This window comes from Rhizobium sp. 21-4511-3d (assembly GCF_053522545.1).
The window spans coordinates 418,929-445,529 of record NZ_JBNWCF010000003.1 but is presented as its reverse complement, the minus strand read 5'-3'; the positions used below and the strand labels follow the sequence as shown (position 1 = coordinate 445,529).

The window sequence follows — 26,601 nt, the reverse complement described above, 5'->3', positions numbered from 1 at the left end:
ATTATAATCAGACGCAATGGATGCGTTCAGATTCAGGGTGGTCTTAAGCAGTCGTTGTGGTTAGCTTGCATTGCCTATCTCGCCTTCGCCACCGCCCGCCATCCGTCAAATCGCGAGTTCCCTATGACCCCGACAGCAGATCTTCTGATTCTCAATGCGCGCGTACTGACACTCGATCCCGGGCGGCCCAAGGCCACGGAAATTGCTGTCATTGATGGCAAAATTGCCGCGGTCGGTGCTAAGGGCGAGCTTGCTTCGCTGCGCGGCCCCGGCACCGAGGTTATCGATGCGGGCGGCGGGTCGGTCGTGCCCGGCTTTTCTGAAAATCACATGCATCTGTTCTCCGGTTCGGCCGAGCTCGTGCATCTGCAGCTCAATGGTGTCCACGGCCTTCCGGCACTGACGGAAGCGATCCGGAATTATGGAAAGGATCGCCTCGAGCAGGTGATGCTTTTTGCCCAGGGTGCCGATTACACGATCCTCGGCGGCGAGGAGCGGCTGACGCGGCATCATCTCGATGCGATCTGGCCGGACCAGCCGCTGGCCCTCTTCGCGCCCGACCATCATACCGCCTGGGCCAACACCAAGGCATTGGAGCTCGCCAATCTTCTTCATGGCGCCGAATTGCGCCCGGGCAACGAGATCGTCATGGGCGACGACGGGCTGGCGACCGGGGAGCTTCGCGAAATGGAAGCGTTCAGCCCTGTGCAGGCTGCCGGCGGCTTTGCGCGCTACCGACTTGGCCTTGCGACCGGCGGCGAGCCCGATCCGCGGCCGACCGATGTCGAATGGCGCACCGACATGGAAGTCATGCGCCGCGGGCTCGAATACTGCGCCCGCCACGGCATCACCACGATCCAGAACATGGATGGCAATCTCTATCAATTGGAGCTCTTGGCTGCGATCGAGAAGGAGGACGGTGGGCTGCCCTGCCGGGTCGCCATACCCTTCCACTTCAAGAATTTCATGTCGATCGACATGCTGGAGAAGGCCTCCGCCATGTCGAAGGCCTATGACAGCGATTTCCTGCGCTCGGGCATGGTGAAGGTCTTCTACGACGGCGTGCTGGACAGCTGGACGGCCGTCATGGTCGAACCCTATGCCGACCGGCCTGATTATGTTGGCGAGGGGTTGTTCAGGCCGGAGCGTTTCCGCGAGATCGCCATCGAAGCGGATAGACGCGGCCTGCAGATCGCCGTCCACGCGATCGGCGACGGCGCGGTCAGGGCCGTGCTCGATGGCTACGAAGCGGCCCGCAAGGAGAACGGCGCCCGCGACAGCCGCCATCGCATCGAGCATATCGAGGTCGTCCATCAGGACGACCTGCCGCGGTTTGCCGAACTCGGCGTCATCGCCTCGATGCAGCCTCCTCACCCGCCAGGCTGCATGGGCGTGCCGCTCGAGCCGACCGTATCGCGCATCGGACGTTCGCGCTGGCCGCTGAGCTATGCCTGGCGCACGATCAAGAATGCGGGTGCAAGGATCTGCTTCGCGTCGGATTGGCCGGTCTCGCCGATCAGCCCCATTCGCGGCATCCAGGCAGCGATGATCCGCGAACCCTGGCAGGCGACCGATCCGGATCAGAGCTTCAGCTTGATGGAAGCACTGGAAGGCTACACGACGGAAGGCGCCTACGCCGAGTTTCGTGAGGACCGCAAGGGCCGCATCAAGCCCGGCTTTCTCGCCGACATCACCATTCTCAACGCCGATATCGAGAGCGTTGCGGCTGATAAGCTCGGGGAGGTCGAGCCCGCGATAACAATCTGCGGCGGAAAAATCACCTACAAGGCGAACTAGATTGAGCGCTTGAGCGAATCCGGGTTGTCAATCGTCCGGCGCTGTGCTCACCTGACGGCCGTGGGAACTACATAATAATAGCGCGGTAAATGGCCTTTGCATGGCTCAGACGAATGCTGTCGAGATTAAGGGTGTATCCAAAATTTTCGGCTTCGGCGAATACGCCGTAGCTGCCGTCAACGAAACCTCACTATCGATCAGGCAGAACGAATTCTTCACGCTGCTTGGCCCGTCCGGCTGCGGCAAGACGACTTTGCTCCGGCTGATCGCCGGCTTCGAATTCCCGACGCATGGAGCGATCCTGCTCAACGGCGAGAACATCGCCGCGATGCCGCCCTTCAAGCGGCCGATCAATACCGTCTTCCAGAATTACGCGCTCTTTCCGCACATGACGGTGAGCGAGAACATCGCCTTCGGACTGCAGATGCTCGGCCGTCCGAAGGCAGAGATCAGCGCCCGGGTTTCCGCCATGTTGAAACTGGTGCGGATGGAAGCGCTCGCCAACCGCCGGACCAGCCAGATTTCAGGCGGACAGCAGCAGCGCGTTGCGCTCGCCAGAGCCCTTGCCCCGCAGCCGAAGGTCCTGCTTCTCGATGAGCCGCTGTCTGCCCTCGACTACAAGCTCCGCAAGGAAATGCAGATCGAGCTGAAGCGCCTCCAGGCGGAAACCGGCATCACCTTCATTTTCGTCACCCACGACCAGGAAGAAGCGCTGACCATGTCGGACCGGATCGCGGTCATGTCGGCGGGCAAGGTCCTTCAGGTCGGAAACCCGCGCGAGATCTATGATGCGCCGACCGATCGCTTCGTGGCCGATTTCATCGGCGAGACGAATTTCCTGCAGGGACGCGTCTCCGCGCTGAACGCCGGGCGGGCGGAGGTCGAGCTTGCGGTCGCTGCGCGCATCTCGGCGAGCGTGCCTGATGGCTTCGTTCCCGATGGCGACGTCACCGTCGTCTTGCGCCCCGAACACGCCATGCTCTGCACGCCGGCGGAGGGCCAGATCGGCGGGACGTTGACCGACATCATCTACTGCGGCACCGATACCCATTATCACGTGCGCCTTTCCGATGGCGACACGCGCTTCATGGTGCGCCAGCAGAACCGGCCGAACCACGTTGCCGGCTTTTCCCAGGGCGACGCGGTCGGCATTTCGATCGTCGCCGACGCAGCCCGCGTACTCAGGAGCTAGCCCGGAGATGACAGCGGAGATCGTCAGCGCGGAAAGGAAACGGGCCGTCCGGAACCGCTGGCTGCTCTCCCTCCCCGCGCTGCTGATCATCCTGTTTGCCGCCTGCGGCCCGCTGCTGATCGTCCTCGTTTACTCTTTCCTGACGCCCGGACCCTACGGCGACGTGCAGTGGCAGCCTTCCAGCGACGGCTGGATCAGCGTCTTTCTGCAGAGGGATATCTTCGACGATACGCTGTCGCTCGCCGACGCCCATATCTCGATCTTGCTACGGTCGCTGTCGCTCTCCTTCTTCACGACCATGCTGACGCTGATCGTCGGCTTCCCGACCGCCTATTTCATTGCGACCCGGCCTGAACGCACCCGCGAGCTCTGGCTGTTCCTGATCACCATCCCCTTCTGGACGAACCTGCTGATCCGCACTTTTGCCGTGCTCGAGATCATCCGCAACGAAGGGCTGATCAATACCGTGCTCATCCGTCTCGGGCTGATTGAGCGCCCCGTCCAGATTCTCTTCACCGACACGGCGATCCTGATCGGCATGGTCTATGTCTACCTGCCGCTGATGGTGCTTCCGATCTATGCGAGCCTCGAAAAGCTCGATTTCCGGCTGCTTGAAGCCGCCTATGACCTCTATGCGACGCCGGCGAAGGTCTTGCGCCGGATCATCCTTCCCCTGTCGACCCCCGGCATCGTGGCCGGGTCCATCCTGGTCTTCATCCCGTCGCTCGGCGCCTATGTGACGCCCACCATCTTGGGCGGCGGCAAGAACCTGATGATCGGCAACTTGATCGAACTGCAGTTCGGACAGGGGCGTAACTGGCCGCTCGGCTCGGCGCTTTCGATAACCCTGATGATCTTCGTGATGGCAGCGCTTCTGGTCTATGTCCGCAATGCCGGCTCAAAGGGGGCGCAGCATGGCTAGACGCTTCTCGGTACAGCGCCAGACCGGCTTCACGACGATCGCGATCATCTCCCTCTTCCTTCTCTATCTCCCGATCGCTGTTCTCGTCGTCTACGCGTTCAATGCGGGAGAATCGCTTGCATCCTGGCAGGGTTTCTCGCTGCGCTGGTTTGCGCAGGCCTACCAGAACCAGCAGGTGATCGACGCCTCGTTGCGTTCGCTGCAGATCGCCGTCATCGCCGCCGTCATTGCCACCATTGCGGCAACCATGGCGGCAATCGCCACGACGCGAACCGAAGCCTATCGCGGTCTGACGATGAAATATGCTTTCATCAACACCCCGCTGATGGTGCCGGAAATCGTCACCGCGGTAGCGCTTCTGATCCTGTTTTCGCGGATCAAGATCTGGACCGGCTATACCGGGCTTGGCTATCTCATCGCCGCCCATACCGCCTTCTGCGTGCCCTTCGCCTATCTGCCCATTCGCGCTCGGCTGGAGAACATGGACCTGACGCTGGAACGTGCCGCCGCCGATCTCTACGCCACGCCGCTCAAGACCTTCCGCTATATCACTCTGCCGCTTCTGTGGCCGGGCGTCCTTGCCGGTTTCATGCTGGCTTTCGTCATCTCGCTCGATGATGTCGTCATCACCGAGTTCGTCAAGTCAGCCGGCCAGGACACGCTGCCGACCTACATGCTCGGCCAGATCCGCCGTGTCATTACCCCTGAAATGAATGCGATTTCGACGGTCTTCCTCGTTCTTTCGATCGCGGCGGTCACCGTCTTCTTTTTCGTCAGCAAGAAACGCGAATAACAAGAAAGGGAACAGCATGAAGATCATCAATTGCGGCCTCGTCGCCTTGGCCACGCTTTTTGCAACGACCTCGCTCGCTTCGGCGGAAGGGGTGCTGAACATCTACAACTGGGGCAACTACACGAGCCCCGACATGATCAAGAAGTTCGAAGACAAGTACAAGGTGAAGGTCACCATCACCGATTACGATTCGAACGACACGGCGCTCGCCAAGGTTCGCCAGGGCGGATCCGGCTTCGATATGGCCGTGCCCTCGCAGAACTACCTGCCGATCTGGATCCAGGAAGGGCTGCTGCTCGAGACCGATCCGGGCAAGATGGAGAACTTCAAGAATGTCGCCCCGGAATGGGCAAACCCCGACTTCGATCCCGGCCGCAAATATTCAGTCCCGTGGGCGATGGGCATCGTCGGAACTGTCGTCAATACCGATGTCTATAACGGCGACATCAACACCTGGGCGATCATCTTCAATCCGCCGGAAGAGCTGAAGGGCAAGATCAACGTCGTGCCCGAGATGACCGACGTCATGGACGCCGCCATTCTTTATAACGGCGGCAAGAAGTGCACCGGCGACCTGACCGTGCTGAAGAAGGTGCGCGATACGCTGCTCGCCGCCAAGCCCTACTGGGTGGCGATGGAATACGGCACGATCCAGAAGATGGGCTCGGGCGACTTTGCCGCCTCGAGCGACTGGAACGGCTCGGCCTTCCGCCAGCGGCTCGCCAATCCGAAGATCCATTTCGGCTACCCTAAGGAAGGCTTCGTCAACTGGAGCGACAATCTTGTCGTGCTGAAGGAAGCCAAGAATGTCGAGAACGCCAAGCTCTTCCAGAACTTCATGATGGATCCGGAAAATGCCGGCATGAACTCGGGCTTCCACCGTTACGCCAACGGCATTGCCGGCTCGGAGAAATTCATGCCAGCCGACATGAAGGACGCGCCCGAAATCAAGGTACCGGACGAGTTCAAGTCGGTCGGCGTGCCCTCGCAGACCTGCCCGCCGGACGTTCAGGCGCTTTACACCAAGATCTGGACGGAACTGCAGAAGTAAGATCACCGGCAGCGCCATTCCCGCCGGTATGGCGCTGCATTTTTGTTCTCGCAGGTGTTTTCATGAAGACCGTCTTTTCTCCCCGCCATCTCGGCCATTCGAGCCAGCTGGAGCTTGTCGCCGGTGCGATCGTGCCGGGATTCGAACTGCCGTCTCGTCCAAAGTTCGTCGCCGAACGGATCGAGGCCGTCGGACTGGGGCCGGTCCTTGAGCCTGATGACCATGACCTGTCGACGGCGGCCAAGATCCATCGTCGGGATTATCTCGATTTCCTGCCGACCGTCTGGGATCGCTGGACGGCAGAGGGACGCAGCGGAACCGCCCTCCCCTTCACCTGGCCGACACGCGGCCTGCGCGGCGATGTGCCGCCGCGCTTTATCGACGGCTTGCTCGGCTACTATTCCTTCGATGCCGGCGCCGGTTTCGTCGAAGGCAGCTGGGATGCGATCAAGTCCTCGCATGACGTGGCGCTGAGCGCGGCCGCGATCGTGCAGGGTGGTGAGCGTGCCGCCTTCGCGCTCTGCCGCCCGCCCGGCCATCACGCCGGATCGGCTTTCGCCGGTGGCTATTGCTACATCAACAACGCCGCGGTCGCCGCCCAATGGCTGCGCGACAACGGCGCCAGACGCGTTTCGATCCTCGATGTCGATTACCATCACGGCAACGGCACCCAGGAAATCTTCTATGCGCGTGCCGACGTTCAGGTACTGAACCTCCACGCCGATCCGATGCAGGAATATCCCTACTTCCTCGGCCATGCCGACGAAAAAGGCGCAGGTGATGGCGAGGGCTTCAATCTCAATTATCCCATGCCCTTCGGAACCAGCTGGGCCGAATGGAACGCCTCGCTCGAAGACGCCTGCAGCCGCCTCGCGGCATATAAGCCGGATGTTGTGGTCGTGTCTCTCGGCGTCGATACCTTCGAGCGGGATCCGATCAGCAAGTTCAAGCTGAAGACAGAAGACTTTCCGAAGATCGGTGCACGCATCGCCGCCTTGGGATTGCCGACGCTGTTCGTCATGGAAGGCGGCTATGCCGTCGAAGAGATCGGCGTCAATGCCGTTGGCGTCTTGACGGGCTTCGAGGGTGCGTAAGGCACCTGCGGCATGCCAAAAGCTAGGGCCTCAGTGTTCCCAGTTTGCGACGGCTTGCGACCGCGACCAGCAACGTCGCGCAGACCATCAGTCCGGTCGTCGCAACGAGCGCCATCGTGATCGAACTCATCGTCATCATCGCGCTCGCGAAGATGACGCCCATGGCGTTTGCAGTTCGTAGCAACGCAAATATCTCCGCCCTCTTCGAGGGTGGAGCGAGCTTGTCGAGCTCGAGAGAATAATGCGTGCTGAGCGGCGCCAGCACGAAGCCCATGAGGATGGCGCCGCCGATCGTCGTCGCGACCGAGATGGAGGTCGCAACAAGCGCCGAGCCGACCGACATCAACAGCAGCTTCAGGATGACCTCGGCGCGCGAGGCGCCCCGGTTTCGTACGCTTACCCAGACCCCGCCCGCGACCGAAGCCAGGCATAGCGGCACGGTGAACATGATCGCCAAGGCGGGCGCATGGCCGAATTCGAGTGCCAGCGCGACGGCACCGATCTCGATGGCAGCGACGGCAGCGCCACCCGCCGTGGAACAAAGGAGCCAGATCATGATCTCAGGCGTGATCGTCGGCTCCGAGGATCGTACGCCGGCTTTCTGGACCTTCGCCCCAACCGAGGGGACGAGCAGCGCCGGCAACGTGCCAAGCACCGCCATCGCGCAGACTGCAAAGAGCGGCGAGACGCTGCCGAGCGCGGAGGCAAGCACCGGTGAAAGAACGAATGTGGCTTCGCCGAGCGTCGCGGCGATCCCAAGCGCGCGCGGCAGCTTGGCGGCAGGCGTGAGCTCATTCAGGACCGTGCGCAGATAGCCGAAGGCCGCACCGTTCACCAAGCCCGCAGCCGCCGCAAGACCAACCAGGACTTCCAGCGGCATCTTCCAAAACGCCGACAGCGTCATCAGCGCCAGCGCGATCGCCCGGAAGATCAGCAGGAAACGCAGTGCGGTTGCCGGCGTCACCGAAGACCCAAGCCGCGTCAGCGGAACGGCACCGGCCACCTGTGCAATGGTCATCGCCAGGATCATCGCCGCCCCGCCACTCGTCGCGCCTTCGAGCTGCAGCGCAAGCAGCGAAAAAGCCACCGGCCCTGCCGCTTGCGGGACGGACAGCGTTGCCGACGATATGAACCAGCGAAGCAAGCGCCCGCGAGCCGCTACCGGTGTGACGGCATGAGCGTCCAGATGATCTGTCATTCTCGTTCCGATTTCGACCGCCCCTGGCGGAGCGGCGCGGATCCTGGTGGAGGTGGGGAAATGAACCTGCCCTCCTCTAGAGCAAAGCTAGCGGAAGGTCCATCAGGCGCTTGGGCGATCGGAAAAATAGCGGAGCGGCAAAATGATCTGCCTAAGACCGCGGCCTCCTCACCGCGCGCACCACAGAACGCGTGCCGCCGCCGGCGAAGAAGCGGTCCTTGCCATCGGATTCCAGGCCGGAGACGCCGACGCCCTCGGGCATGTCGAGACGCACCAGAACCTCGCCGGTTGCCGGATCGATGCGGCGCACGTCACTTTCGTCGCCTTCCCAGGTTCCATGCCAGAGCTCGCCATCGACCCAGGTCACGCCTGTTACGACGCGGTCGGATTCGATCGTGCGCCGGATCGCGCCGGTTTCCGGATCGATCTCGTGGATCTTGCGGCCGCGATGCTGGCCGACCCAGAGGCTGCCTTCGCACCAGGCAAGGCCGGAATCGCCGCCGTTTCCGGGCGCCGGAATGGTCGAGAGAACAGTGCCGTCCTGAGGGTCGATCTTCATGATCCGGTCCTCGGCGATCTGGTAGAGGTAGCGGCCGTCGAAGGCGGTTCCGGCATGCGAGGCGACATCGATCGTGCGCAGCTCGCTGCCGGTTTCCGGATCCAGCGCGTGCAGCTTCTCGCCGGAGGCGAACCAGACATGCTGCCCGTCAAAGGTGACGCCGTTGACCCGCGCGGCGGTCTCGAAGGGGCCGTACTCGCGAATGATCTCAGCTGCGGATCGCTTCATGCTTCTTCCTCCATCGTCATTTCCTGACGCTAGTCGCTCGGGAGCGGTCCCGGGAGTAACAATGTTGTCGGGAAGCCGATTGCCGGCGTAATTATCCAGCGTCTCGCCCGGCCATTGCCGACGCTCTCGACCTTGCCCGATGTCGCTAACGTTTCGAGCGCCCGCTGCACCGTTCTAGCGCTGATGCCGAGCGCGATCGACAGAGCCGAGCTCGACCAGCTTTCGCCATCGGCGAGGAGAGCGAGCACGGCACCGTTCTCATCCTCGATCGGTGGCGCCAGCACGGCGACCGCGGCACCGTTGGCGGGCACGAGCACGAAACCCTCCTTCGTAGCCTCGATGGCCGCAAACCCTTCGAGTTCGGCGCGCAGCCGGCCGATCTCGACCCGCAGCCGGGCGCGGTGGGATTCGTCAGCATGGCGCGCGCCGAAGGCGCGGGCGAGCAGCAGGCCGCGCGGCACGTCATCGGGCGCGGCCTCGGCAAGCGCTCGGGCAAGCGAAAACAAGACCGGCCGGTGTGCCAGACGCACGATCCGCGACCCGCGCCGGACAGCGAAGCGGCAGGCATCGACAATGAGTGCATCGGAGGACAGGAGTGCCTCGACATCCTCAAGGTGAAGCGCGCGTTCCCGGCCCCGGACGACCTCCCTCCCCGCTGGAGCGTCGAGAACGCCGGCTGCGTTGCGCACCTCTGCAACCAGAGCCGGGATACCCGCATCGTTCGACGCTTTGGCCGCGCGCGCCAAAGCGTCGCGGGCGGGCTTGGTCTTCAATCGGCGGATCGCGATCCCGGCCACGGTCAGCTCCAGGCTTGCGCGTGCGGCGGGCGGCAATGGCGATGGGTCGAGCATGGCAAGCAGCGTCTCCGCCTCATCGAGCCGGCCGATCAGCAGCAGGCGGCGGATTTGGAGATTGCGGGCGTGGGCGGCGTTCAGCCCGTCCCCATGCCGCTCGAGCGTCTGGCGCGCCATCTCCAGAGCTTTCTCGGGCCAACCGAGATCGCGGCTGACAAGGGCGATCTCGGCTTCCGCCAGGGTACAGCGGGCGCGAGCCAGCGTTCCACGGGATGCGAAGGCGCGGTGAGCGCTTTTCAGAAGCGCCTTGGCGCGTTCGAAGTCGCCGAGCTGGGCAAGCGCGATGCCTCTGAGGGCGAGCGCCGGAGCGTCGTCGCGCAGCGCGACACGCTTCATTGCGCCGAGCACATCGCCGGCGGCAAGCGCCTGTGCGGCAGCCGTGATCATCGAGTCCATCGAAATCCCGTCACACTTGTAACTCCCACCCTCCGCTCAATCACACCTAGGGTAATGCCAACAGGCCGGCAACGTGAAGCGCCTGTTGAATGTCGATGAGGAGATGGATGATGACAACCCCGATGACAGGTACGCGTGAAGACTGGCTTTCGGCCCGGCTTGCCCTTCTGGAAGAAGAAAAGGAGTTGACGCGGCGCAGCGACGAAATCGCCGAGCACCGCCGCCAGCTTCCCTGGGTAAAGATCGGCAAACACTACCAGCTGCAGACGGATCAAGGTACGGTGCCACTCTCGGCGCTCTTTCGCGGGCGCTCGCAGCTCCTGGTCTATCATTTCATGTTCGGCACGGATTATACGGCGGGCTGCCCCTCCTGCTCGTCGATCGCCGACGGCTTCAACGGCATTTTCGTCCATCTGGAAAACCACGACGTCGCCTTCTGGGCGGTGTCGCGCGGACCGCTCGCCAAGCTGCAGCAATTCAAGAAGCGGATGGGATGGAGCTTCGACTGGGCGTCCTCGGCGGAGAGCGATTTCAACCACGACTTCAATGTCTGGTTCACGCCCGAAGAGCAGGTCAATGGCGGCATAGAATACAACTATCGCCGTGAGCCGCCGATGCCCGAGCCGCTCGCCGGCAAGACGGTGCAGCAGTGGGAGCTGAGGGGCAGCGAAGGGCCTGTCGCGCAAATCGCCTCGATGACCGGCACCGATGTGGCGACCTACACCCGCGACCGCCCAGGCGTCAGCGCCTTTGCCATGCGGGATGGCGAGATCTACCACACCTACTCCTCCTACGCCCGCGGGCTCGATGGTCTCTGGGGCATGTACCAGTGGCTGGACCGCGCACCGCTCGGGCGCAACGAGGAAGGGGTCTGGTGGCGCCATCACGACCGCTACGGGGTCTAGCGCCATGCGTGGACGCTCCACCCCCAACGGCATGGCCGGCGTTTTCGCCGGCCATTACAGGAAAACGGTTATTAGCCGCCTTCTGCACCTGGCCGCCGCGCCTGTCTTCGGCATCATGGCTTTCCTGAATGCTGGCGATCAATCGGCGATGATGATCTGCGCCAGCGAAGGCGGCTCTATACTGAGCGGGATGCCGGTGATGTATCTGCTGATGGCGATTGTCCATCTCGGGCCATGGCTGGATCTGCTCGGCGGGCGGGGCCAGTCGGTCACTCGATGACACCTGGTCCGTTGTTACCTTGAAGCTGCGGGCTCCCGGGCATTTCGCCAGCTCTCCCAGCGGCGGCGCAGCTCGCCTTTCCGCAGGCCGATACGCTCGTCAAGCACCTCGGCGGCGATCATCCTGTCGGTGCGAAAATGGCGGAAATCGCTCCGCGTCTCGCACCATGCGATCAGCATGCGATAGGCCTCGGCATAGCCGAGAATGATCGGCCAAACGATCCGCTCGGTCTCCTCGCCATGTTCGCTGCGATAGCGGAGCCTGATCTTCATACCGGTGCGGATGGCGTTGCGAAGCTGCAATGCATCGATGGTCTCCTTGGGATCGCCCGCTACGGGTTTGGTGCCAATGCTCGGTTCGGCAATATAGGGCCGCAGCCTCTCCGGTATGGCGACGGCGATCTTGGCAATCAGATCGCGGGCCGCACTGGCGAGCGATGGGTCGGAATGCTGGGCAACCCACTGGGCGCCGAGCACGGCGGCCTCGATCTCATCGGGCGTGAGCATCAGCGGCGGCATGTCGTAGTCTGAATCGAGGATATAGCCCAGGCCCGCTTCGCCGGCGATCGGCACGCGCTGGCCGATCAGATCGGCCATGTCCCGATAGACCGTGCGGATCGAGATCTCCAGCTCGCCGGCGAGCATCGTTGCCGTCACCGGACGGGATGACCGGCGAAGGATCTGGATGATCTGGAAAAGACGGTCGGCACGGCGCATGGGGTCACTCCTGCTGCCACCATGCTGTCAGGAGCCTCCGTTTACAAGGCCCGGATGCCGCACAAGCGGCAAAGCGTTTTGAACGGAGAGACGACATCATGAAACTTGCATCCACCCGCCTGATCGTCCGCGACATCAAGGCCACTGTCGCATTCTACGAACTGGTCACGGAAACCGCCGCCGACTGGCTGGCGCCGTTCTTCGCCGAGATCGTCACGCCCGGCGCGACACTGGCGATCGGCGCAGCCGAAACCGTTGCGCTCTTCAAAGAGGGAACCGCCGAACCGGGCGCCAACCGCTCGGCCATACTTGAATTCATGGTCGAGGATATCGACGCCGAATTCTCCCGCCTGAAGGACAAGGCCGACGTGGTCCACGAGCCAAAACTGCTACCCTGGGGCAACCGCACCTTCCAGCTTCGCGACCCCGAAGGCACGCTCGTGTCGCTCTTCATGCCTGAGACGGAGGCCGCGAGAGCACGGTTTGGTGGCCGGTGACGCCTTGGCCCAGCCAAGAAGCCATGTGAACTTCAGACGCAGAGAACATCGCTTGTGCATAGAAGCGCCCTGTGCACTCGACGTCTCGCCCTGGATCGACTAGCGACATCGACAGGTTCGCGGGCCGCAACAGGCGATGTTCGGCAGCTGGCAAGCCACGTTCGAGTTTTGCGATGGGAAGATCAGATGGGCAGATTTGAGGACACCGAAGCTGCGATTGCGCAGCGGCTTCGTGCGATGAAAGCCAAGCCCCAGATGACCATCAACCTTGTTGAGTTCAGCACGCCCTTGACCGCATCAGGATACACACAGGATGAGATCACCACTGTGCTCAACGCTTTGGCGCAGGATCGCATCGTTGAGATCGCGCCCGGCAACAGGCTTCGCTTGATCAAGCCTTTGCCGTAACCGGGTTTGACCACGCCCGGCAACAATGCCATCTTCCGTGACCAGAGAGCGGATAAAGCAATCCGCCGCATCGCTTGCCGCCGCACTGCCATTGATTTCCTAGCATCGCAGAGAAACTGATAACGACGGAGTGCCTTGTATGCCGGGCTCGCAGCGTTCCGCCCTCGGATCCCTCGTGCTGATTGCCGCCGTGGTCGGCTTCAGCGTCGGGGCTTTCGCCTATACGGCCGGATGGCTCACGCCTGGCCGCCTGACCTCCACCGAACTTGTCAGCGCTCTCGCGCCTCCTGGCGGAGCCGCCCTTGGGCATCGGCGCAATCATGCGAAGGGCGTGTGCTTTACGGGCAGCTTCGAAGCCAATGGAAACGCTGTGGCGCTTTCGAAGGCGCCGTTGTTCATCGCGGGGCAATATCCGGTTCTCGGGCGCTTCAATCTGGCAACGCCCGATCCTGATGCCGCCGATCCGACGGTCAGGGTGCGCGGCATCGGCGTGCAGATCACAGCGCCCGGCGGCGTCTGGCGCATGGCGCTGATCGACCCGCCCGTCTTCGCGGTCTCGACGCCGCAAGGGTTTTACGAATTGCTCGAAGCTTCGAAGAGCAAGAACCCCGACACGATGAAGGGCTTCGTCAGCGCACATCCGGAATTCGCGGCATTCGGCGAATGGGCGACCAAGGCACCCTGGACGGCGAGCTATGCCGAAGTGACCTTCAACAGTCTCAATGCCTTCATCTTCACCGACGCCGCCGGCAGCAGGAATGCGGTCCGATGGTCGCTCCGCCCGGAGGCGCAGGCCGTGACGATCTCAGCCGAGGATTTCGCGAAACTCGGCCCCAATCATCTCGAAGAGGACATAACGGAGCGCGTCTCCAAGGCGCCGCAGCGCTGGACGCTGATGCTGACGGTCGCCGATCCCTCCGATCCGACATCCGATCCGACAAAGGCCTGGCCGGCCGAGCGCCGCACGGTCGAGGCCGGAACGCTTGTGGTGGAGAAGATCGAGCCGGAGGCCGACGGTCCCTGCCGGGATATCAATTTCGACCCGACGATCCTGCCGGATGGCATCGCGGTATCCGACGATCCGTTCCCGGCAGCCCGCTCGGCGGCCTATGCCAAGTCCTACGATCTCAGAACCAGCGAGGCGAGCCACTATCCTCGAACAGCAGCGAGCGCAAAGCCATGACAGAGATGAAAACACGCTTCTCCGCCGCCCAGCGTCTGTTGCACTGGCTGATGGCGATCGCGATTATTGCCATGCTGTTCATCGGCGTCGGGATGGTCTCGACCATCGGCAGGCAGTACGTGCCCTTGCTGATAACCCACAAGACTCTGGGTATCGCCATTCTCGCGCTTGCCCTGGTTCGTCTCGTGGTTCGCTTCATCTCGGGCGCCCCGGCGCTGCCGCCGGATCTTCCGGGGCCGATGAAGCTCGCCGCGCATCTATCGCATGTCGCGCTCTACGCGCTGATGATCGGTATGCCGCTCATCGGCTGGGCGATGATGTCCGCGGCCGCCTATCCGATCGTGCTTTATGGCGGAATCCACCTTCCGCCGATCCTGCCTCAGAGCGCGAGCCTGCACGCTCTCCTCTGGAGCGCGCATTTCTATCTCGCCTTCGCGTTCTTTGGGCTGGTGGTGATGCATCTAGCGGCGGCGCTGTTTCATGGGCTGGTTCGCCGCGACGGCGTGCTCCAGACGATGCTGCCGGGCAAGTAACGTTCCGGCGCGCTTCATCCTGATCTTCGCCGGCTCCTCCCTGAGGAGTAATGTGAAGACCCGCCGGCTGCGACAGCATTGCGTGTGGCATTGATGCCGAAACCGACGGGGCTTTGAGGCGTGTGACTAGAACTCGCTCCACTGGGCGCTTCGGGTATCCACTGCCGCATTGCCGAAGGACGCCGCGACCTTGCGGCCGATGGCACGCGCCGGCGAAGCGTGTGCGACATCCGTGGACTGGGCGGCACGCAGCGTTCTCGACGCGGCCGACGAGGCCTCGGCAAGGCTGAAGCGGTTGACCAGTTCGCGCAGGCGCACGGCCTCGTTCGCGAGCGTGTTGGATGCCGCGTTCGATTGCTCGACCATTGCAGCATTCTGCTGCGTCGTCTGGTCCATCGCGTTGACGGCGGTGTTGACCTCGGCAAGGCCGACCGACTGTTCCTTTGCCGACGTCGCAATCGATTCCATATGCGTGTTGATCTCGACGATGAAGCCGCTGATCGTCTTCAAGGCAGAGCCGGTGTCACGCACCAGCTTGACCCCGTTCTCGACCTCGCTCGAGGAATTCTGGATCAGCCCCTTGATCTCCTTGGCAGCCTGGGCAGAGCGCTGCGCCAGTTCGCGGACTTCCTGGGCAACGACCGCAAATCCCTTGCCTGCCTCTCCGGCGCGCGCCGCTTCGACACCGGCATTGAGCGCCAGCAGATTGGTCTGGAACGCAATCTCGTCGATGACGCCGATGATGTTGGAGATCTGCTGCGAGCTCTCCTCGATCTTGCGCATAGCCTCCTCGGCATGGGAGACGACCTGAGCCGATTCCGCAGCCGACTGATTGGCCTGTCCGGCAACGCTTCTGGCTTCTTCCGTCCGCTTCGAGGAGTTCGTGACGTTGACGGTGATCTCGTCGAGTGCTGCTGCGGTCTGCTCCAGGGAGGCCGCCTGCTGCTCGGTCCGTCTCGAAAGATCGTCGGTTCCTGCGGCGATTTCCCGGGTGCCGGTGTCGACGGTCGAAATCGAATTCGAAATCTCCGAAAGTGTGGCGCCGAGTTTGCTGACGGAGCCGTTGAAATCGTGGCGCAGGGCCTCAAAGTCGGGTGCGAAGACCTCATTGATCTGGAAGGCGAGATCGCCACCGGCCAGGCGTTTCAGGCCTGCTGCCAGACCTGACGTTGCGAGACGCAACCGCTCTGCAGCATCCCGCTCGGCGCGTTCCTGAACGGTGAGACGCTCGGCTTCTGCGCGTTTGCGGTTGTCGTCGGCTTCCTGTTCGAGGCGCCGGTTCGAAATTGCCGCCTGACGGAAGACTTCGAGGGCCTTTGCCATTTCGCCGATCTCGTCGTCGTTGCGGGCGAGGCTGATGTCTGTATCGAGGCGGCCATCGGCGACTTGCGCCATGGAACTGCTCAGCTTGTACATCCCGCCGATGATGCGCTTGAAGGTGACAAACCCGACGAGAGCCAGCATCAGGACCAGCACCGACAGGGCGCTCAACGTCAGCGTCCAGTAGAAGCTCGCCCGTGCGGCTGCTCCGTCGATGGCGCTTTGCGTGCGCTGCTCGAGTTTCACGAAGAACGCATCGACCGGCTTCATGATCTCGGCCTTGGCCTTGTGATATTCCGGCGAATTCAACATCGCCGCCGCTTTCTGCCGCGCCTGCGGGCCAAGCGTTGCGGCATTGTCGACGAGATCCATGGCCTCGGTCTCGAGCTTGACGAGCGCATCCGAGCGCTTGGCAGCTTCGTCCAGAAGCGCAAACTCCTCATCGGTAAAGCCGGCAGCCTTCATCTCGTCGCGCGAAGAGATGGCCGGGCCGTCCGGGCGAGGTTTGGCATCGCCGCCGGCCACGAAATCCCAGTAAATTCGCTGGTATTCCTCGGGGCGAGGACGCGTGCCGTTGCGGATCTCGATGACGGCGTTGTACTGGTCCTTGAAGGACTTGTCGCCGGTCTCTGCATAGGTGCGGACCATGCGCGTCAGATCATCGGACGACTGCCGGAAATTGTCGGCAAGAATGTAGGATTTATACTTTTGATTATAGGCGCCGCTGATGTCCTCGGCGGCCTTGTCATAACTCCAGAGACTGGCCATCAGGCCAGCCATGGCGAGGCCGGTGACGGCGGCCAGGCCAATAAATTGCGTCTTGATTTTCATGATGACGATTTCCTGGCGTAGATGTGCCTTTGCGCCGCAATCATCGCGGACGCGGGAAGTCATTCTGCGCTGACGTTGTGTCTCGACCTCATTGTCGGGGGCGGCGAGAACGTAAGTTAATGATGGTTAGCGAATGGATAATTACGAATATAAGAAATGATCTTCTATTAATGCTAACGACACCGGCAATAGTATTACTGATTGAACTTTAAATACATATCCAAGCTAATTCAGCTGTTATTAATACGCAAAGAAATACTTCTGAATAATCAATCTGAAGTAGAATTTGCGCAGAATTTTCCGAACAAGAAACTCTCTGCGATAACTTTTCCGAACCTTCAGCCTTGGCCCACCGGGTGCTGGTCGCAGTCAGAGAGGACTCGTCGCGGATCGCGCTCTAGCCATAGCGCTCCGTCTTCCAGACGGTTCACCGGATGCGGCTCAGCAAACGGCGGGTGTAGCTTCTCGCGATGGGTGTCACAGCGCGCGGGAGAGCGCACACCACCTTTGAATCGCAAACAGATTATGGGATGCTTGCTCTCTTCACCGAGAGCATTTCAGCGCGCGCGCCTGCTTCATTTCTGGGGCGCACCCAATCCACCTCACAACCGCACAAGGCCGCAGCTCGCGGCCCGCGGCTATGTCAGCTCACGCAAACACCATCATCTGCGGCGGAACAGCCGCGAGCATGCCGGCGCGGCGCGCGACGGCGTATTTGAGGGACTGCTCGACGACGGCGGGCATGACGGGTTTGCTGACGACGCCGAGGGCGCCCTTGACGCCGTCGGCGACGGTTTCGGGGTTGCCGGTCATGAAGACCACGGTGATGCCGTGCTCTTCAGCAAGGCGGCGGCCGATCTCGGGGCCGGTTGCGCCATCGGACAGGTTGACATCGACGAAGGCAACATCGGCAAGCGGCGCAAGCTGCAGCGCCTGCTCCTTGTTGGTCGCGAGGCCCGCGACTTCCATACCCATGTTTTCGACCGTCGCTTCCAGATCGAGCGCGATCAGGAACTCGTCTTCTACAATCAATACTCTCTGGTTCATAACGTTATCCCGCAGCCATTTACGCACAACATTGATGGCCATGACGCCCTCTTCCGTTAACCCAAGCACGCGAAAGAACTTCGTTTCGAAGGGTTGTGGCCCGCGAAACTTGACGAGATAACGAGGTGGAAAAGGATATGTTCCGGCCCGGGACGTATTTTTTTGAACTTAACCCATTGTTAACGTTGATAAAACACTAACATCGCTTAAGTCTTTGAAATAAAAGGCGGCTCGAGCGGCCGCCTCTATGCTTATCCACAGGCCGGCGTTACTCAGCCCTTGGCCTTCAGCACCAGAACGGGATCTTCCCTGTATGCTGCCGGGAAGACCTGCTTCAGATTTTCGATCTTCGGCAGATCGTTATAGACGATATAGGGATAGGTCGGGTTCAGCGTCAGGAAATCCTGGTGATAGCGCTCGGCCGGGTAGAAGCCGTTGAACTCCGAAACCTTGGTGACGATCAGGTGCGGGAAGACCTTCGCCTGATTGAGCTGCGAGATATAGCTCTCGGCGACCTTGCGCTGTTCCGGGCTCTCGACGAACAGTGCCGAGCGGTATTGCGTGCCGCGATCCGGCCCCTGGAAATTCAGCTGCGTCGGGTTGTGCGCCACGGAGAAGAAGATCTGCAGCAGCTGGCCGTAGCTGACCTGCTTGGGATCGAAGGTGACCTCGACGGATTCGGCATGGCCGGTCGAGCCGGTGCTGACGGTCTCATAGTCGGCCGTCGCCTTGTCGCCGCCGGAATAGCCCGAGACGGCGTTCTTCACGCCCTTCACATGCTGGAACACGCCCTGCACGCCCCAGAAGCAGCCACCGGCAAAGACCGCCTTCTCGGTGGCGGGTGCGGCCGTCTCGTCGACGGTCGGTTTTGGAATGACGACGGCATCTTCCGCGGCGATTGCCGAGCCACAGGCAAAGAGCGAAATGGCCGCCAGTGCGGCGAGCCTTCCTGTCGAAAATACGCTCATGAGAACACCTCTACGAATGGGCTGTTCCCATCGTGTCGAAAGCTCCAAAAAGGCGCAATTCAAAAGGACTTATCTCACGCGGAAGTGACAATGGGATGGCGGCCTCTGTACGAAAGCGGGACACCGCATAAGTTGTGTTGACAATGGCGGCGGCCCGGCCAAAAGTGCACGCCGATCAGCGCCAGCCGACCGGGGGGACTTGATGTCTGTACGCTCGTTTTTCGCCTTTGCCGCCATCGCCATCTCTGCATTTGCAATCAGCCTTCCGGCCGCTGCCGCAGACAAGAAGCGCGATATCCAGACGATCAAGGACGCCGATTTCTTCGGCTTCGATCTCAGGACCGAGCAGAACGTCTCGCTCGACCAGTGCAAGGCTTCCTGCATCGGCGACAAGAGCTGCAAGGCCTTCACCTATAATCCGAAGGTCCAGTGGTGTTTCCTGAAATCCGACTTCAAGACGATGAACGCCTTCCCGGGCGCGATCGCCGGGCGCATCGTCGAGACGACGGCCGCAGCCATTCCGCAGGAGCCGGATCTGGGCGCTGCCCCGCGCCTCAATTTCCTCTCTGCTGACGTCATCCAGCAGGCTCGCGACTACAAGACGAACAACGAGCTGACCGAGGCGCAGGAAGGCCAGTCGGTCGACAACCTGACGGCTACCGCCCGCCTCGACCTGACCGCCAACAATCTCGCGGCTGCGCTGGAATCCTTCCACGGCGCGCTGGCGCTCACCCCTGACGATGGCGATCTCTGGCTGGAGACGGCGCGCGCCGCGAATTCGCTCGGCGGCACCGACAGCCAGGTCTTCGGCCAGGCGCAGCTCGATGCGCTGAATGCCTATAATCTTACGCGCACTGCGACCAAGCGCGCCGATGCGCTGGCCGTGCTCGCGACCTCGCTCGCCAAGAATTCCAATTATCGCGCCGCCCTCAATGCCTACAAGGCGAGCTTGGCGCTTGTCAGCTCCAAGGAAGTCAGCGACGCCTATCTGAAGCTGAAAGCCGAGCAGGGTTTCCGCATCACCGAGCATAATGTCGATGCCGACAGCGCCACGCCCCGCGCCTGCGTCACCTTCTCGGAATCACTGGTGAAGACCACCGATTACACGCCCTTCGTGACGCTGAACGGCCAGGCGCCAAAGGCGCTCGAAGCAAAGGACAAACAGATCTGCGTCGAAGGCCTCGTCCACGGCGAGAACTACAAGCTGGTCTTCCGCTCCGGCCTGCCGTCCTCGGTCGACGAGGTGCTGGAAGCGCCCGTCAGCCTCGACATCTATGTCAAGGATCGCAGCCAGACCGTGCGCTTCACCGGCGACAGCTTCGTGCTGCCGTCGACGGCGCGGCGCGGCATTCCGCTGGTCTCCGTCAACATCCAGTCGGCGGCCCTGAAGCTCTACCGCATCGGCGATCGCGGCATCGCGCCGCTGCTGACGAGCTCGCAGTTCCTGACCCAGCTCGACGGCTACAGCGCCCAGCGTATCGAGGACGAAAGCGGCGAGCTCGTCTGGCAGGGCTCGATCGATATCGCCAACGATCTCAACAAGGATGTGGTGACAAGCTTCCCGGTCGATGAAGCGCTGCCGCAGCGCAAGCCGGGCGTCTATCTGCTGATCGCCTCACCTGCCAATGCGCCCGCCAATGAGTGGGACAGCAAGGCGACGCAGTGGTTCGTTGTCTCCGATGTCGGCATCACCACCTATGCCGGCACCGATGGCCTCAACGTCTTCACCCGCTCGCTGGCATCGGCCAAGCCGATCGCGGGCGTCGAGCTGACGCTGCTTGCCAAGAACAATGAAGTGCTCGGCACCGCCAAGACCGACGATAACGGCCGCGCCACATTCACCGCCGGCCTGATGCGCGGCACGGCAGCGCTGACGCCCGCCGTCATCACTGCCAAGAACGGCGATTCCGATTACGTCTTCCTCGACATGACGCGCGCAGGCTTCGACCTCTCCGACCGCGGCGTTACCGGCCGCGCCTCGCCGGGCGCGATCGACATCATGACCTTCACCGAGCGCGGCATCTACCGCGCCGGCGAGACCGTGCATGCCTCCGCACTGGCCCGCGATACCGACGGCAAGGCCATCGAAAACCTGCCGCTCACCTTCGTCTTCCTGCGTCCTGACGGCGTCGAGGATCGCCGCATCATCAAGGAAACCAGCGATCTCGGCGGTTATACCGTCGATCTGCCGGTGCAGCAGAACGCCATGCGCGGCACCTGGACGATGAACATCTATACCGATCCCAAGGGTGAGGCGATTGGCACCAAGAGCTTCCTTGTCGACGATTTCGTGCCCGATCGCACCGACATGGAGCTGAAGACCGAGGCCAAGGAGATCGGCCCGGATACGCCGGCGACAATCGAGATCAACGGCAAATATCTCTATGGCGCGCCGGCCGCAGGCCTGACGCTCGAAGGCGATGTCGTCATCAAGCCGACCCGCGAGAGCGCCGCCTTCCCCGGCTATTTCTTCGGCCTTGCCGATGAGGAAGCCTCCGAGGAGAACCGCCAGACGATCGAGGGCCTGCCCGAGCTCGACGAGAACGGCAAGGCCTCGACGGATCTGACCGTCGGCGACCTACCCGCCACGACGCAGCTTCTCAATGCCACCGTCTATATCCGGATGCAGGAACAGGGCGGCCGGGCGCTGGAGCGTTCGCTGGTCATCCCGGTCAAGAACCAGGGACCGATGATCGGTATCAAGCCGGAATTCTCCGGTGACGTTGCCGAAAACTCGACCGCCTCCTTCAACATCATCGGCACCACAGCCGAGGGCCAGAAGCAGGACATGAAGGGCCTGCGCTGGAAATTCTACAATCTCGAGCGCGAATACCAGTGGTACCGCGACGGCACCGCCTGGAAATACGAGCCCGCCTATAATGCGCGCCAGGTCGCCGACGGCGTCATCGATGCGGGTGCGGATGGCGGCAAGATTTCCGTGCCGGTCGGCTGGGGCCGCTATCGCCTCGAAGTCGAGAGCCCGGATGCCGACGGCCCGACCTCGAGCTTCGAATTCGATGCCGGCTGGTTCGTCGAGACGACCTCGACGGAAACGCCGGATGGCCTGGAAATCGCCCTCGACAAGGACAGCTACAAGGTCGGCGAAACCGCCAAGCTGAAGGTCACCTCGCGCTATGGCGGCGAGCTGATGGTTGCGGCCGGCACCGAGAACCTTGTTGCCGTCCAAAATGCCACGATGGGCGAGACCGGCGGAGAGGTCGATATTCCCGTCACTGCCGAATGGGGTGCGGGCGCCTATGTCACCGCCACGCTCTTCCGGCCAGGTGACAGTCAGGACAATCACATGCCGATGCGCTCCATCGGCATCAAATGGCTGAAGGTCGATCCCGAGCAGCGGGCGCTGCAGGTCAAGGTCGATGCGCCCGAAAAGATGCTGCCGCGCGGACCGCTGAATATCAGCCTCGCCGTTGCCGGAGCAGGCGCCAACGAGGATGCTTATGTGACGGTTGCCGCCGTCGATGTCGGCATTCTCAACCTGACGCGCTATGAGGCGCCGAATCCTGAAGACTGGTATTTCGGCCAGCGCCAGCTCGGTCTCGAAATCCGCGACCTCTACGGCCGCCTGATTGACGGCTCGCTCGGCGCAACAGGCAAACTGCGCACCGGCGGCGATGGCGGCGCGGTGGCGCTCTCGGCCAGCCCGCCGACGCAGAAGCTCGTCGCCTTCTTCTCCGGTCCCGTGAAGCTCGATGCCGAAGGCAAGGCGAATGTCAGCTTCGACATTCCACAGTTCAACGGCACGGCCCGCATCATGGCCGTCGCCTGGTCGAAGGACGGTGTCGGCCATGGCGTCAAAGATGTGATCATTCGCGACCCCGTCGTCGTCACCGCCAGCCTGCCGAAATTCCTGGCACCAGGAGACAAGGCGGAACTGCGTCTCGACATCGCCAATACCGACGCGCCTGCAGGCGATTTCAAGATCGCAGTCACAGGCAATGACGCCGTCGGTGTGGACGCGGCTTCGGCCTCCAAGACCATCCATCTCGATGCCGGTGGAAAATCCGACCTGACCCTTGCCGTCGTCGGCAAGCAGCCGGGCCAGGGCACCGTTTCGATCAACCTCTCGGATGCATCCGGCCTGTCACTCGACCAGACGGCGGACGTGCCGGTACGCCCTGCAGCACTGCCGGTCACCGAGCGCCGTGTCATCGCGCTGAAGCCCGGTGCTTCGCTGACTATCGACAAGGAACTGCTGGCAGACAGCGTGCTGCCGGGCGCTTCCGTCAGCGTCAATGTCACCCGCTCCGCCGCATTCGACATTCCGGCGATGCTGATGACGCTCGACCGCTATCCCTTCGGCTGCGCCGAGCAGACGACGAGCCGCGCCATGCCGCTTCTCTATCTCGGCGAACTCGCCAAGCAGAACGGGCTGGAAGACGATGCCGACATCAAGAAGCGCGTACAGGACGCGATCTACCGCGTGCTCTCCTATCAGGCATCGGCCGGTAGCTTCGGCCTCTGGGGACCGGATTCCGGCGATCTCTGGCTCGATTCCTACGTCACCGACTTCCTGACGCGGGCGCGCGAAGAGAAGTATGACGTGCCGGATCGTGCCCTCGTACAGGCGCTCGAAAATCTGCAGAACGCGCTGAGCTACGACGTCAACGTCAAGACGCAGGGCGACCAGATCGCCTACGCGCTCTACGTTCTCGCCCGCAACAAGAAGGCGGCGATCAGCGATCTGCGCTACTACGCGGACACGATGATCAACGACTTCCCGACGCCGCTCTCCAAGGCCCATATCGCTGCCGCACTGGCACTTTATGGCGACGCGACGCGCTCGAAGAACATTTTCGTCGATGCGCTGCAGATGACCGAGGATTCGATGGTCCAGCGCGTCAATCTCTCGCGCACCGATTATGGTTCGATCCTGCGTGACGGCGCCGCCATTCTGGCGCTCGCCGCCGAAAGCCGCCCGGTGCCTCCGGTCATTCCGGAGCTCGCCAAGGCCGTCGCCAAGGAGTTCAACCGCTCGAAATGGACGAGCACGCAGGAACAGGCCTGGATGCTGCTCGCCGCCCGCGCGATCCAGAGCGGCGACGACGCGCTGAAGGTCGACGTCAACGGCGCCGAGCATAGCGGTGCATATATGGCGACGATGACCGGCGATGCGCTGATGACCAATCCACTGACGCTGAAGAGCGCCACCAGCGATGCGGTCTCCGCCGTGGTCACCACGGTTGCCGCGCCGGTTTCGCCGCTGCCGGCCGGCGGTGACGGTTTTGCCATCGAGCGCCGCTACTACACGCTCGACGGCGAGCAGGCGAATGTCAGCGAGGCCAAGCAGAACGAGCGCTATGTCGTCGTGCTGCATGTCACCGAAAGCAACGACTGGCCGTCGCGCATCGTCATCACCGACCTCCTTCCCGCCGGTTTCCAGATCGACAATCCGAGCCTGGTGGACAGCGCCCAGCTGACGAATTTCGACTGGATCGGCGAGCAGACGGCTGCCCATACCGAATTCCGCGACGACCGCTTCGTGGCGGCCTTCAACCGTTCGGAAGGCGACAACCGCGAGATCAACGTCGCCTATGTCGTGCGCGCCGTGACACCCGGCACCTACGATCATCCGGCGGCCGTCGTCGAGGACATGTACCGTCCGCAGCTCTCGGCACGCACGGCGATGGGCAAGATGGAGGTTGTCGCAGCACAATAATGCGGCTCTGGCACAAGCTCACCATCGTATCTGCGGCCGGCATTCTTGTTGCCGGCGCAGTGCTGCTTGGCCTCGATGCCGCCGACAGGGCCTATCCCCCGCCGATCGACAGGGCCGGGCAGGTCTCCGCCGAAGTGCTCGACGCCGACGGCCAGTTGCTGCGCGCCTTCGCGACATCTGAGGGACGCTGGCGGCTAAAGACGGATGTGTCCGATGTCGATCCGCAATTCCTGCGTATGCTGGTCGCCTACGAGGACCGGCGCTTCCACGATCACCACGGCATCGACGCCCTGGCGATCGGCCGCGCCGCGCTGCAGCTCGTCACCAACGGCCGCATCGTCTCGGGCGCCTCGACGCTTTCGATGCAGGTGGCGCGGCTGATCGAGCCGCGCAGCGGCCGCTCGCTTTCAGCCAAGCTGCTGCAGGTGGCCCGCGCCATCCAGATCGAACGGCGGCTCTCGAAGGAACAGATTCTCGACATCTACCTGACCCACGCCCCCTATGGCGGCAATCTGGAAGGTGTCCGGGCCGCAAGCCTTGCCTATTTCGGCAAGGAACCGAAGCGGCTGACGGTGGCGCAGGCCGCCCTTCTCGTGGCGCTGCCGCAGCTTCCGGAAAAGCGCCGGCCGGACCGCAATCTCGCCGCTGCCGAAGCGGCGCGCAAACGCGTGCTCGAGCGCGTCGCCGTCATCGACGCCGTTGGCGATGGCGAGGCCGAGCGTGCCGAGGCGACGTTGGTGCCGGCAAAACGCATGCAGCTGCCGGCGCTTGCCGCCCATGTCGCCGAAGCCGCGCTCCGCAAGGCACCGCAGCAGCGCGAGCACCGGACGACGCTGAAGAAGCAGGTGCAGGAAGGGCTGGAACTTGCGGCAAAGAACGCCGCCATGCGGCTCGGCCCAAAGCTTTCGGTCGCCATGGTGATGGCGGATGCCCGCAGCGGCGAAATCGTCGGTGAAGTCGGCTCGGCCGATTATTTCGATGCCAGCCGTTCCGGCTGGATCGACATGACGCGCATCAGCCGCTCGCCGGGCTCGACGCTGAAGCCCTTCATCTATGGTCTCGCCTTCGAACAGGGCCTCGTCAGCCAGGAGACCATCATCGAGGACCGCCCCTCCGATTTCTTCGGCTACCGGCCCCGCAATTTCGATATGAGCTATCAGGGCGACGTGACGATCCGCGAAGCGCTGCAGCTATCGCTGAATGTCCCCGCTGTGAAGCTGCTCGATGCCGTCAATCCGACGCGGCTGATGGTGCGCTTCCGCCGCGCCGAGGTGCACCCCAGTCTGCCGCCGAACGAGACGCCGGGTCTGGCTATCGGTCTCGGCGGCGTCGGCGTGACGTTGAAAGATCTCGTGCAACTTTACACGGCTCTCGCCAACAAGGGCCAGCCGGTGCGCATCGGCGACGGCGTGACCGGCATGCCGGGCAAGATCGACGGCGAGCCGCTGCTGGAGCCGGTCGCTGTCTGGAACATCGCCGATATCCTCTCCGGCGTGATACCGCCAGCCGGCGCCCCGCAACGCGGCATCGCCTACAAGACTGGCACGAGCTATGGTTACCGCGATGCCTGGTCGGTCGGCTATGACGGCCGCTACGTACTCGGTGTCTGGGTCGGACGACCCGATAATGGCGCCGTTCCGGGCTTGACGGGCTACGGCACAGCAGCGCCGATTCTCTTCGAAGCCTTTACCAAGTCGGGTATCGCCACCACGCCTCTGCCACGCCCGCCGTCCGGCGCAGTGCGTATCGCCAAGGCCGACCTGCCGGTCAGCCAGCGCCGTTTTGCGCTGAACGCCAGCGGCCTCCTCGTCAATTCCATACGTGAATCCGCTCCGCAGATCGTCTATCCGCCCGAAGGCGCACATGTCGATCTCGGCGCCAGAAACGGCCAACTCTCGCCGCTGATGCTGAAGCTGCAGGGCGGCCGGGCTCCGTTCCGCTGGCTCGCCAACGGCAAGCCGCTGCCCGATCTCTCCCGCCGCCGCACCAACCAATGGTTGCCCGATGGCGCCGGCTATTCGAAGCTGACGGTGATCGATGCCATGGGCCGCGCCGCCAGCGTCGGCATCTTCGTCGATTGAGGCGACGCCGTTTCACGAATTTTCGGCCGCGCCTGTCGGAACCTGCGCCCTCGCTGCGTCCTTGGATCAGA

21 protein-coding genes are annotated in these 26,601 nt (G+C 62.6%); 14 read left to right on the top strand and 7 right to left on the bottom strand.

The window, feature by feature from the left end; translation table 11 throughout:
* The first annotated feature begins 123 nt into the window (after positions 1-123).
* The 6 genes from ACQZ5H_RS10470 to ACQZ5H_RS10445 all read left to right on the top strand — a co-directional run bounded on the left by ACQZ5H_RS10470 (position 124) and on the right by ACQZ5H_RS10445 (position 6,849).
* Positions 124-1,797, top strand: coding sequence for an amidohydrolase (locus ACQZ5H_RS10470; RefSeq protein ID WP_449097609.1), 1,674 nt, complete (start codon positions 124-126; stop codon positions 1,795-1,797).
* Positions 1,798-1,897: 100 nt separating this feature from the next.
* Positions 1,898-2,989 carry an ABC transporter ATP-binding protein gene (locus ACQZ5H_RS10465; RefSeq protein WP_112712488.1) on the top strand — a complete coding sequence of 364 codons (1,092 nt, stop codon included), beginning with the start codon at positions 1,898-1,900 and terminating at the stop codon, positions 2,987-2,989.
* Between the two features lie 7 nt (positions 2,990-2,996).
* Positions 2,997-3,911, top strand: a complete 915-nt coding sequence (locus ACQZ5H_RS10460) for an ABC transporter permease (protein ID WP_203431135.1) — start codon at positions 2,997-2,999, stop codon at positions 3,909-3,911.
* Positions 3,904-4,704: an ABC transporter permease gene (locus ACQZ5H_RS10455; RefSeq protein ID WP_112712492.1), complete on the top strand. Its 801-nt coding sequence runs from the start codon at positions 3,904-3,906 to the stop codon at positions 4,702-4,704. The genes ACQZ5H_RS10460 and ACQZ5H_RS10455 overlap by 8 nt, the downstream gene beginning before the upstream one ends.
* A gap of 16 nt (positions 4,705-4,720) precedes the next feature.
* Positions 4,721-5,755, top strand: coding sequence for an ABC transporter substrate-binding protein (locus tag ACQZ5H_RS10450; RefSeq protein ID WP_112712494.1), 1,035 nt, complete (start codon positions 4,721-4,723; stop codon positions 5,753-5,755).
* Positions 5,756-5,817: 62 nt separating this feature from the next.
* Entirely contained in the window at positions 5,818-6,849 is a 1,032-nt protein-coding gene (locus ACQZ5H_RS10445) for a histone deacetylase family protein (protein ID WP_449097608.1), read from the top strand.
* A 22-nt stretch (positions 6,850-6,871) separates the two neighbouring features.
* Here ACQZ5H_RS10445 and ACQZ5H_RS10440 read toward each other — a convergent pair whose 3' ends face one another.
* The 3 genes from ACQZ5H_RS10440 to ACQZ5H_RS10430 all read right to left on the bottom strand — a co-directional run bounded on the left by ACQZ5H_RS10440 (position 6,872) and on the right by ACQZ5H_RS10430 (position 10,084).
* Positions 6,872-8,047 (bottom strand): MFS transporter, encoded by a 1,176-nt coding sequence (locus ACQZ5H_RS10440; RefSeq protein ID WP_449097607.1) that lies wholly within the window; start codon positions 8,045-8,047, stop codon positions 6,872-6,874.
* 151 nt (positions 8,048-8,198) lie between these two features.
* Positions 8,199-8,834 carry a Vgb family protein gene (locus tag ACQZ5H_RS10435; RefSeq protein ID WP_449097606.1) on the bottom strand — a complete coding sequence of 212 codons (636 nt, stop codon included), beginning with the start codon at positions 8,832-8,834 and terminating at the stop codon, positions 8,199-8,201.
* Between the two features lie 29 nt (positions 8,835-8,863).
* Entirely contained in the window at positions 8,864-10,084 is a 1,221-nt protein-coding gene (locus ACQZ5H_RS10430; RefSeq protein WP_449097605.1) for a helix-turn-helix domain-containing protein, read from the bottom strand.
* 110 nt (positions 10,085-10,194) lie between these two features.
* Here ACQZ5H_RS10430 and ACQZ5H_RS10425 point away from each other — a divergent pair, with 110 nt between their 5' ends.
* Positions 10,195-10,989: a DUF899 domain-containing protein gene (locus ACQZ5H_RS10425; protein WP_449097604.1), complete on the top strand. Its 795-nt coding sequence runs from the start codon at positions 10,195-10,197 to the stop codon at positions 10,987-10,989.
* Positions 10,990-10,993: 4 nt separating this feature from the next.
* Entirely contained in the window at positions 10,994-11,269 is a 276-nt protein-coding gene (locus ACQZ5H_RS10420; protein ID WP_449097603.1) for a hypothetical protein, read from the top strand.
* A 14-nt stretch (positions 11,270-11,283) separates the two neighbouring features.
* Here ACQZ5H_RS10420 and ACQZ5H_RS10415 read toward each other — a convergent pair whose 3' ends face one another.
* Positions 11,284-11,985, bottom strand: coding sequence for a helix-turn-helix transcriptional regulator (locus ACQZ5H_RS10415; RefSeq protein WP_112712506.1), 702 nt, complete (start codon positions 11,983-11,985; stop codon positions 11,284-11,286).
* A gap of 98 nt (positions 11,986-12,083) precedes the next feature.
* On the opposite strand from ACQZ5H_RS10415, the gene ACQZ5H_RS10410 reads away from it, so the two are divergent.
* The 4 genes from ACQZ5H_RS10410 (at position 12,084) to ACQZ5H_RS10395 (ending at position 14,606) form a co-directional block, all read left to right on the top strand.
* Positions 12,084-12,482 (top strand): VOC family protein, encoded by a 399-nt coding sequence (locus tag ACQZ5H_RS10410; RefSeq protein ID WP_449097602.1) that lies wholly within the window; start codon positions 12,084-12,086, stop codon positions 12,480-12,482.
* 186 nt (positions 12,483-12,668) lie between these two features.
* Complete coding sequence (locus tag ACQZ5H_RS10405) at positions 12,669-12,890, top strand: hypothetical protein (protein WP_449097601.1); 222 nt, start codon at positions 12,669-12,671, stop codon at positions 12,888-12,890.
* Between the two features lie 139 nt (positions 12,891-13,029).
* Complete coding sequence (locus ACQZ5H_RS10400; RefSeq protein ID WP_449097600.1) at positions 13,030-14,073, top strand: catalase family peroxidase; 1,044 nt, start codon at positions 13,030-13,032, stop codon at positions 14,071-14,073.
* Positions 14,070-14,606 carry a cytochrome b gene (locus ACQZ5H_RS10395; RefSeq protein WP_203430141.1) on the top strand — a complete coding sequence of 179 codons (537 nt, stop codon included), beginning with the start codon at positions 14,070-14,072 and terminating at the stop codon, positions 14,604-14,606. Before ACQZ5H_RS10400 ends, ACQZ5H_RS10395 begins: the two co-directional genes overlap by 4 nt.
* Positions 14,607-14,732: 126 nt before the next feature.
* On the opposite strand, the gene ACQZ5H_RS10390 is transcribed toward ACQZ5H_RS10395, so the two are convergent.
* The 3 genes from ACQZ5H_RS10390 to msrA form a co-directional block, all read right to left on the bottom strand.
* Positions 14,733-16,757 carry a methyl-accepting chemotaxis protein gene (locus tag ACQZ5H_RS10390; protein WP_449097599.1) on the bottom strand — a complete coding sequence of 675 codons (2,025 nt, stop codon included), beginning with the start codon at positions 16,755-16,757 and terminating at the stop codon, positions 14,733-14,735.
* A gap of 648 nt (positions 16,758-17,405) precedes the next feature.
* Positions 17,406-17,846 carry a response regulator gene (locus ACQZ5H_RS10385; RefSeq protein WP_112712516.1) on the bottom strand — a complete coding sequence of 147 codons (441 nt, stop codon included), beginning with the start codon at positions 17,844-17,846 and terminating at the stop codon, positions 17,406-17,408.
* 230 nt (positions 17,847-18,076) lie between these two features.
* The gene (gene msrA / locus ACQZ5H_RS10380) at positions 18,077-18,772 is read right to left on the bottom strand and encodes a peptide-methionine (S)-S-oxide reductase MsrA (RefSeq protein WP_130280119.1); all 696 of its coding nucleotides are present in this window, start codon (positions 18,770-18,772) and stop codon (positions 18,077-18,079) included.
* Between the two features lie 202 nt (positions 18,773-18,974).
* Between msrA and ACQZ5H_RS10375 the strand changes: the two genes are divergently transcribed.
* Entirely contained in the window at positions 18,975-24,449 is a 5,475-nt protein-coding gene (locus tag ACQZ5H_RS10375; RefSeq protein WP_449097598.1) for an alpha-2-macroglobulin family protein, read from the top strand.
* On the top strand, positions 24,449-26,530 hold the full coding sequence (pbpC, locus tag ACQZ5H_RS10370; protein WP_449097597.1) for a penicillin-binding protein 1C: 2,082 nt from the start codon (positions 24,449-24,451) through the stop codon (positions 26,528-26,530). Before ACQZ5H_RS10375 ends, pbpC begins: the two co-directional genes overlap by 1 nt.
* Positions 26,531-26,601 lie beyond the last annotated feature (71 nt).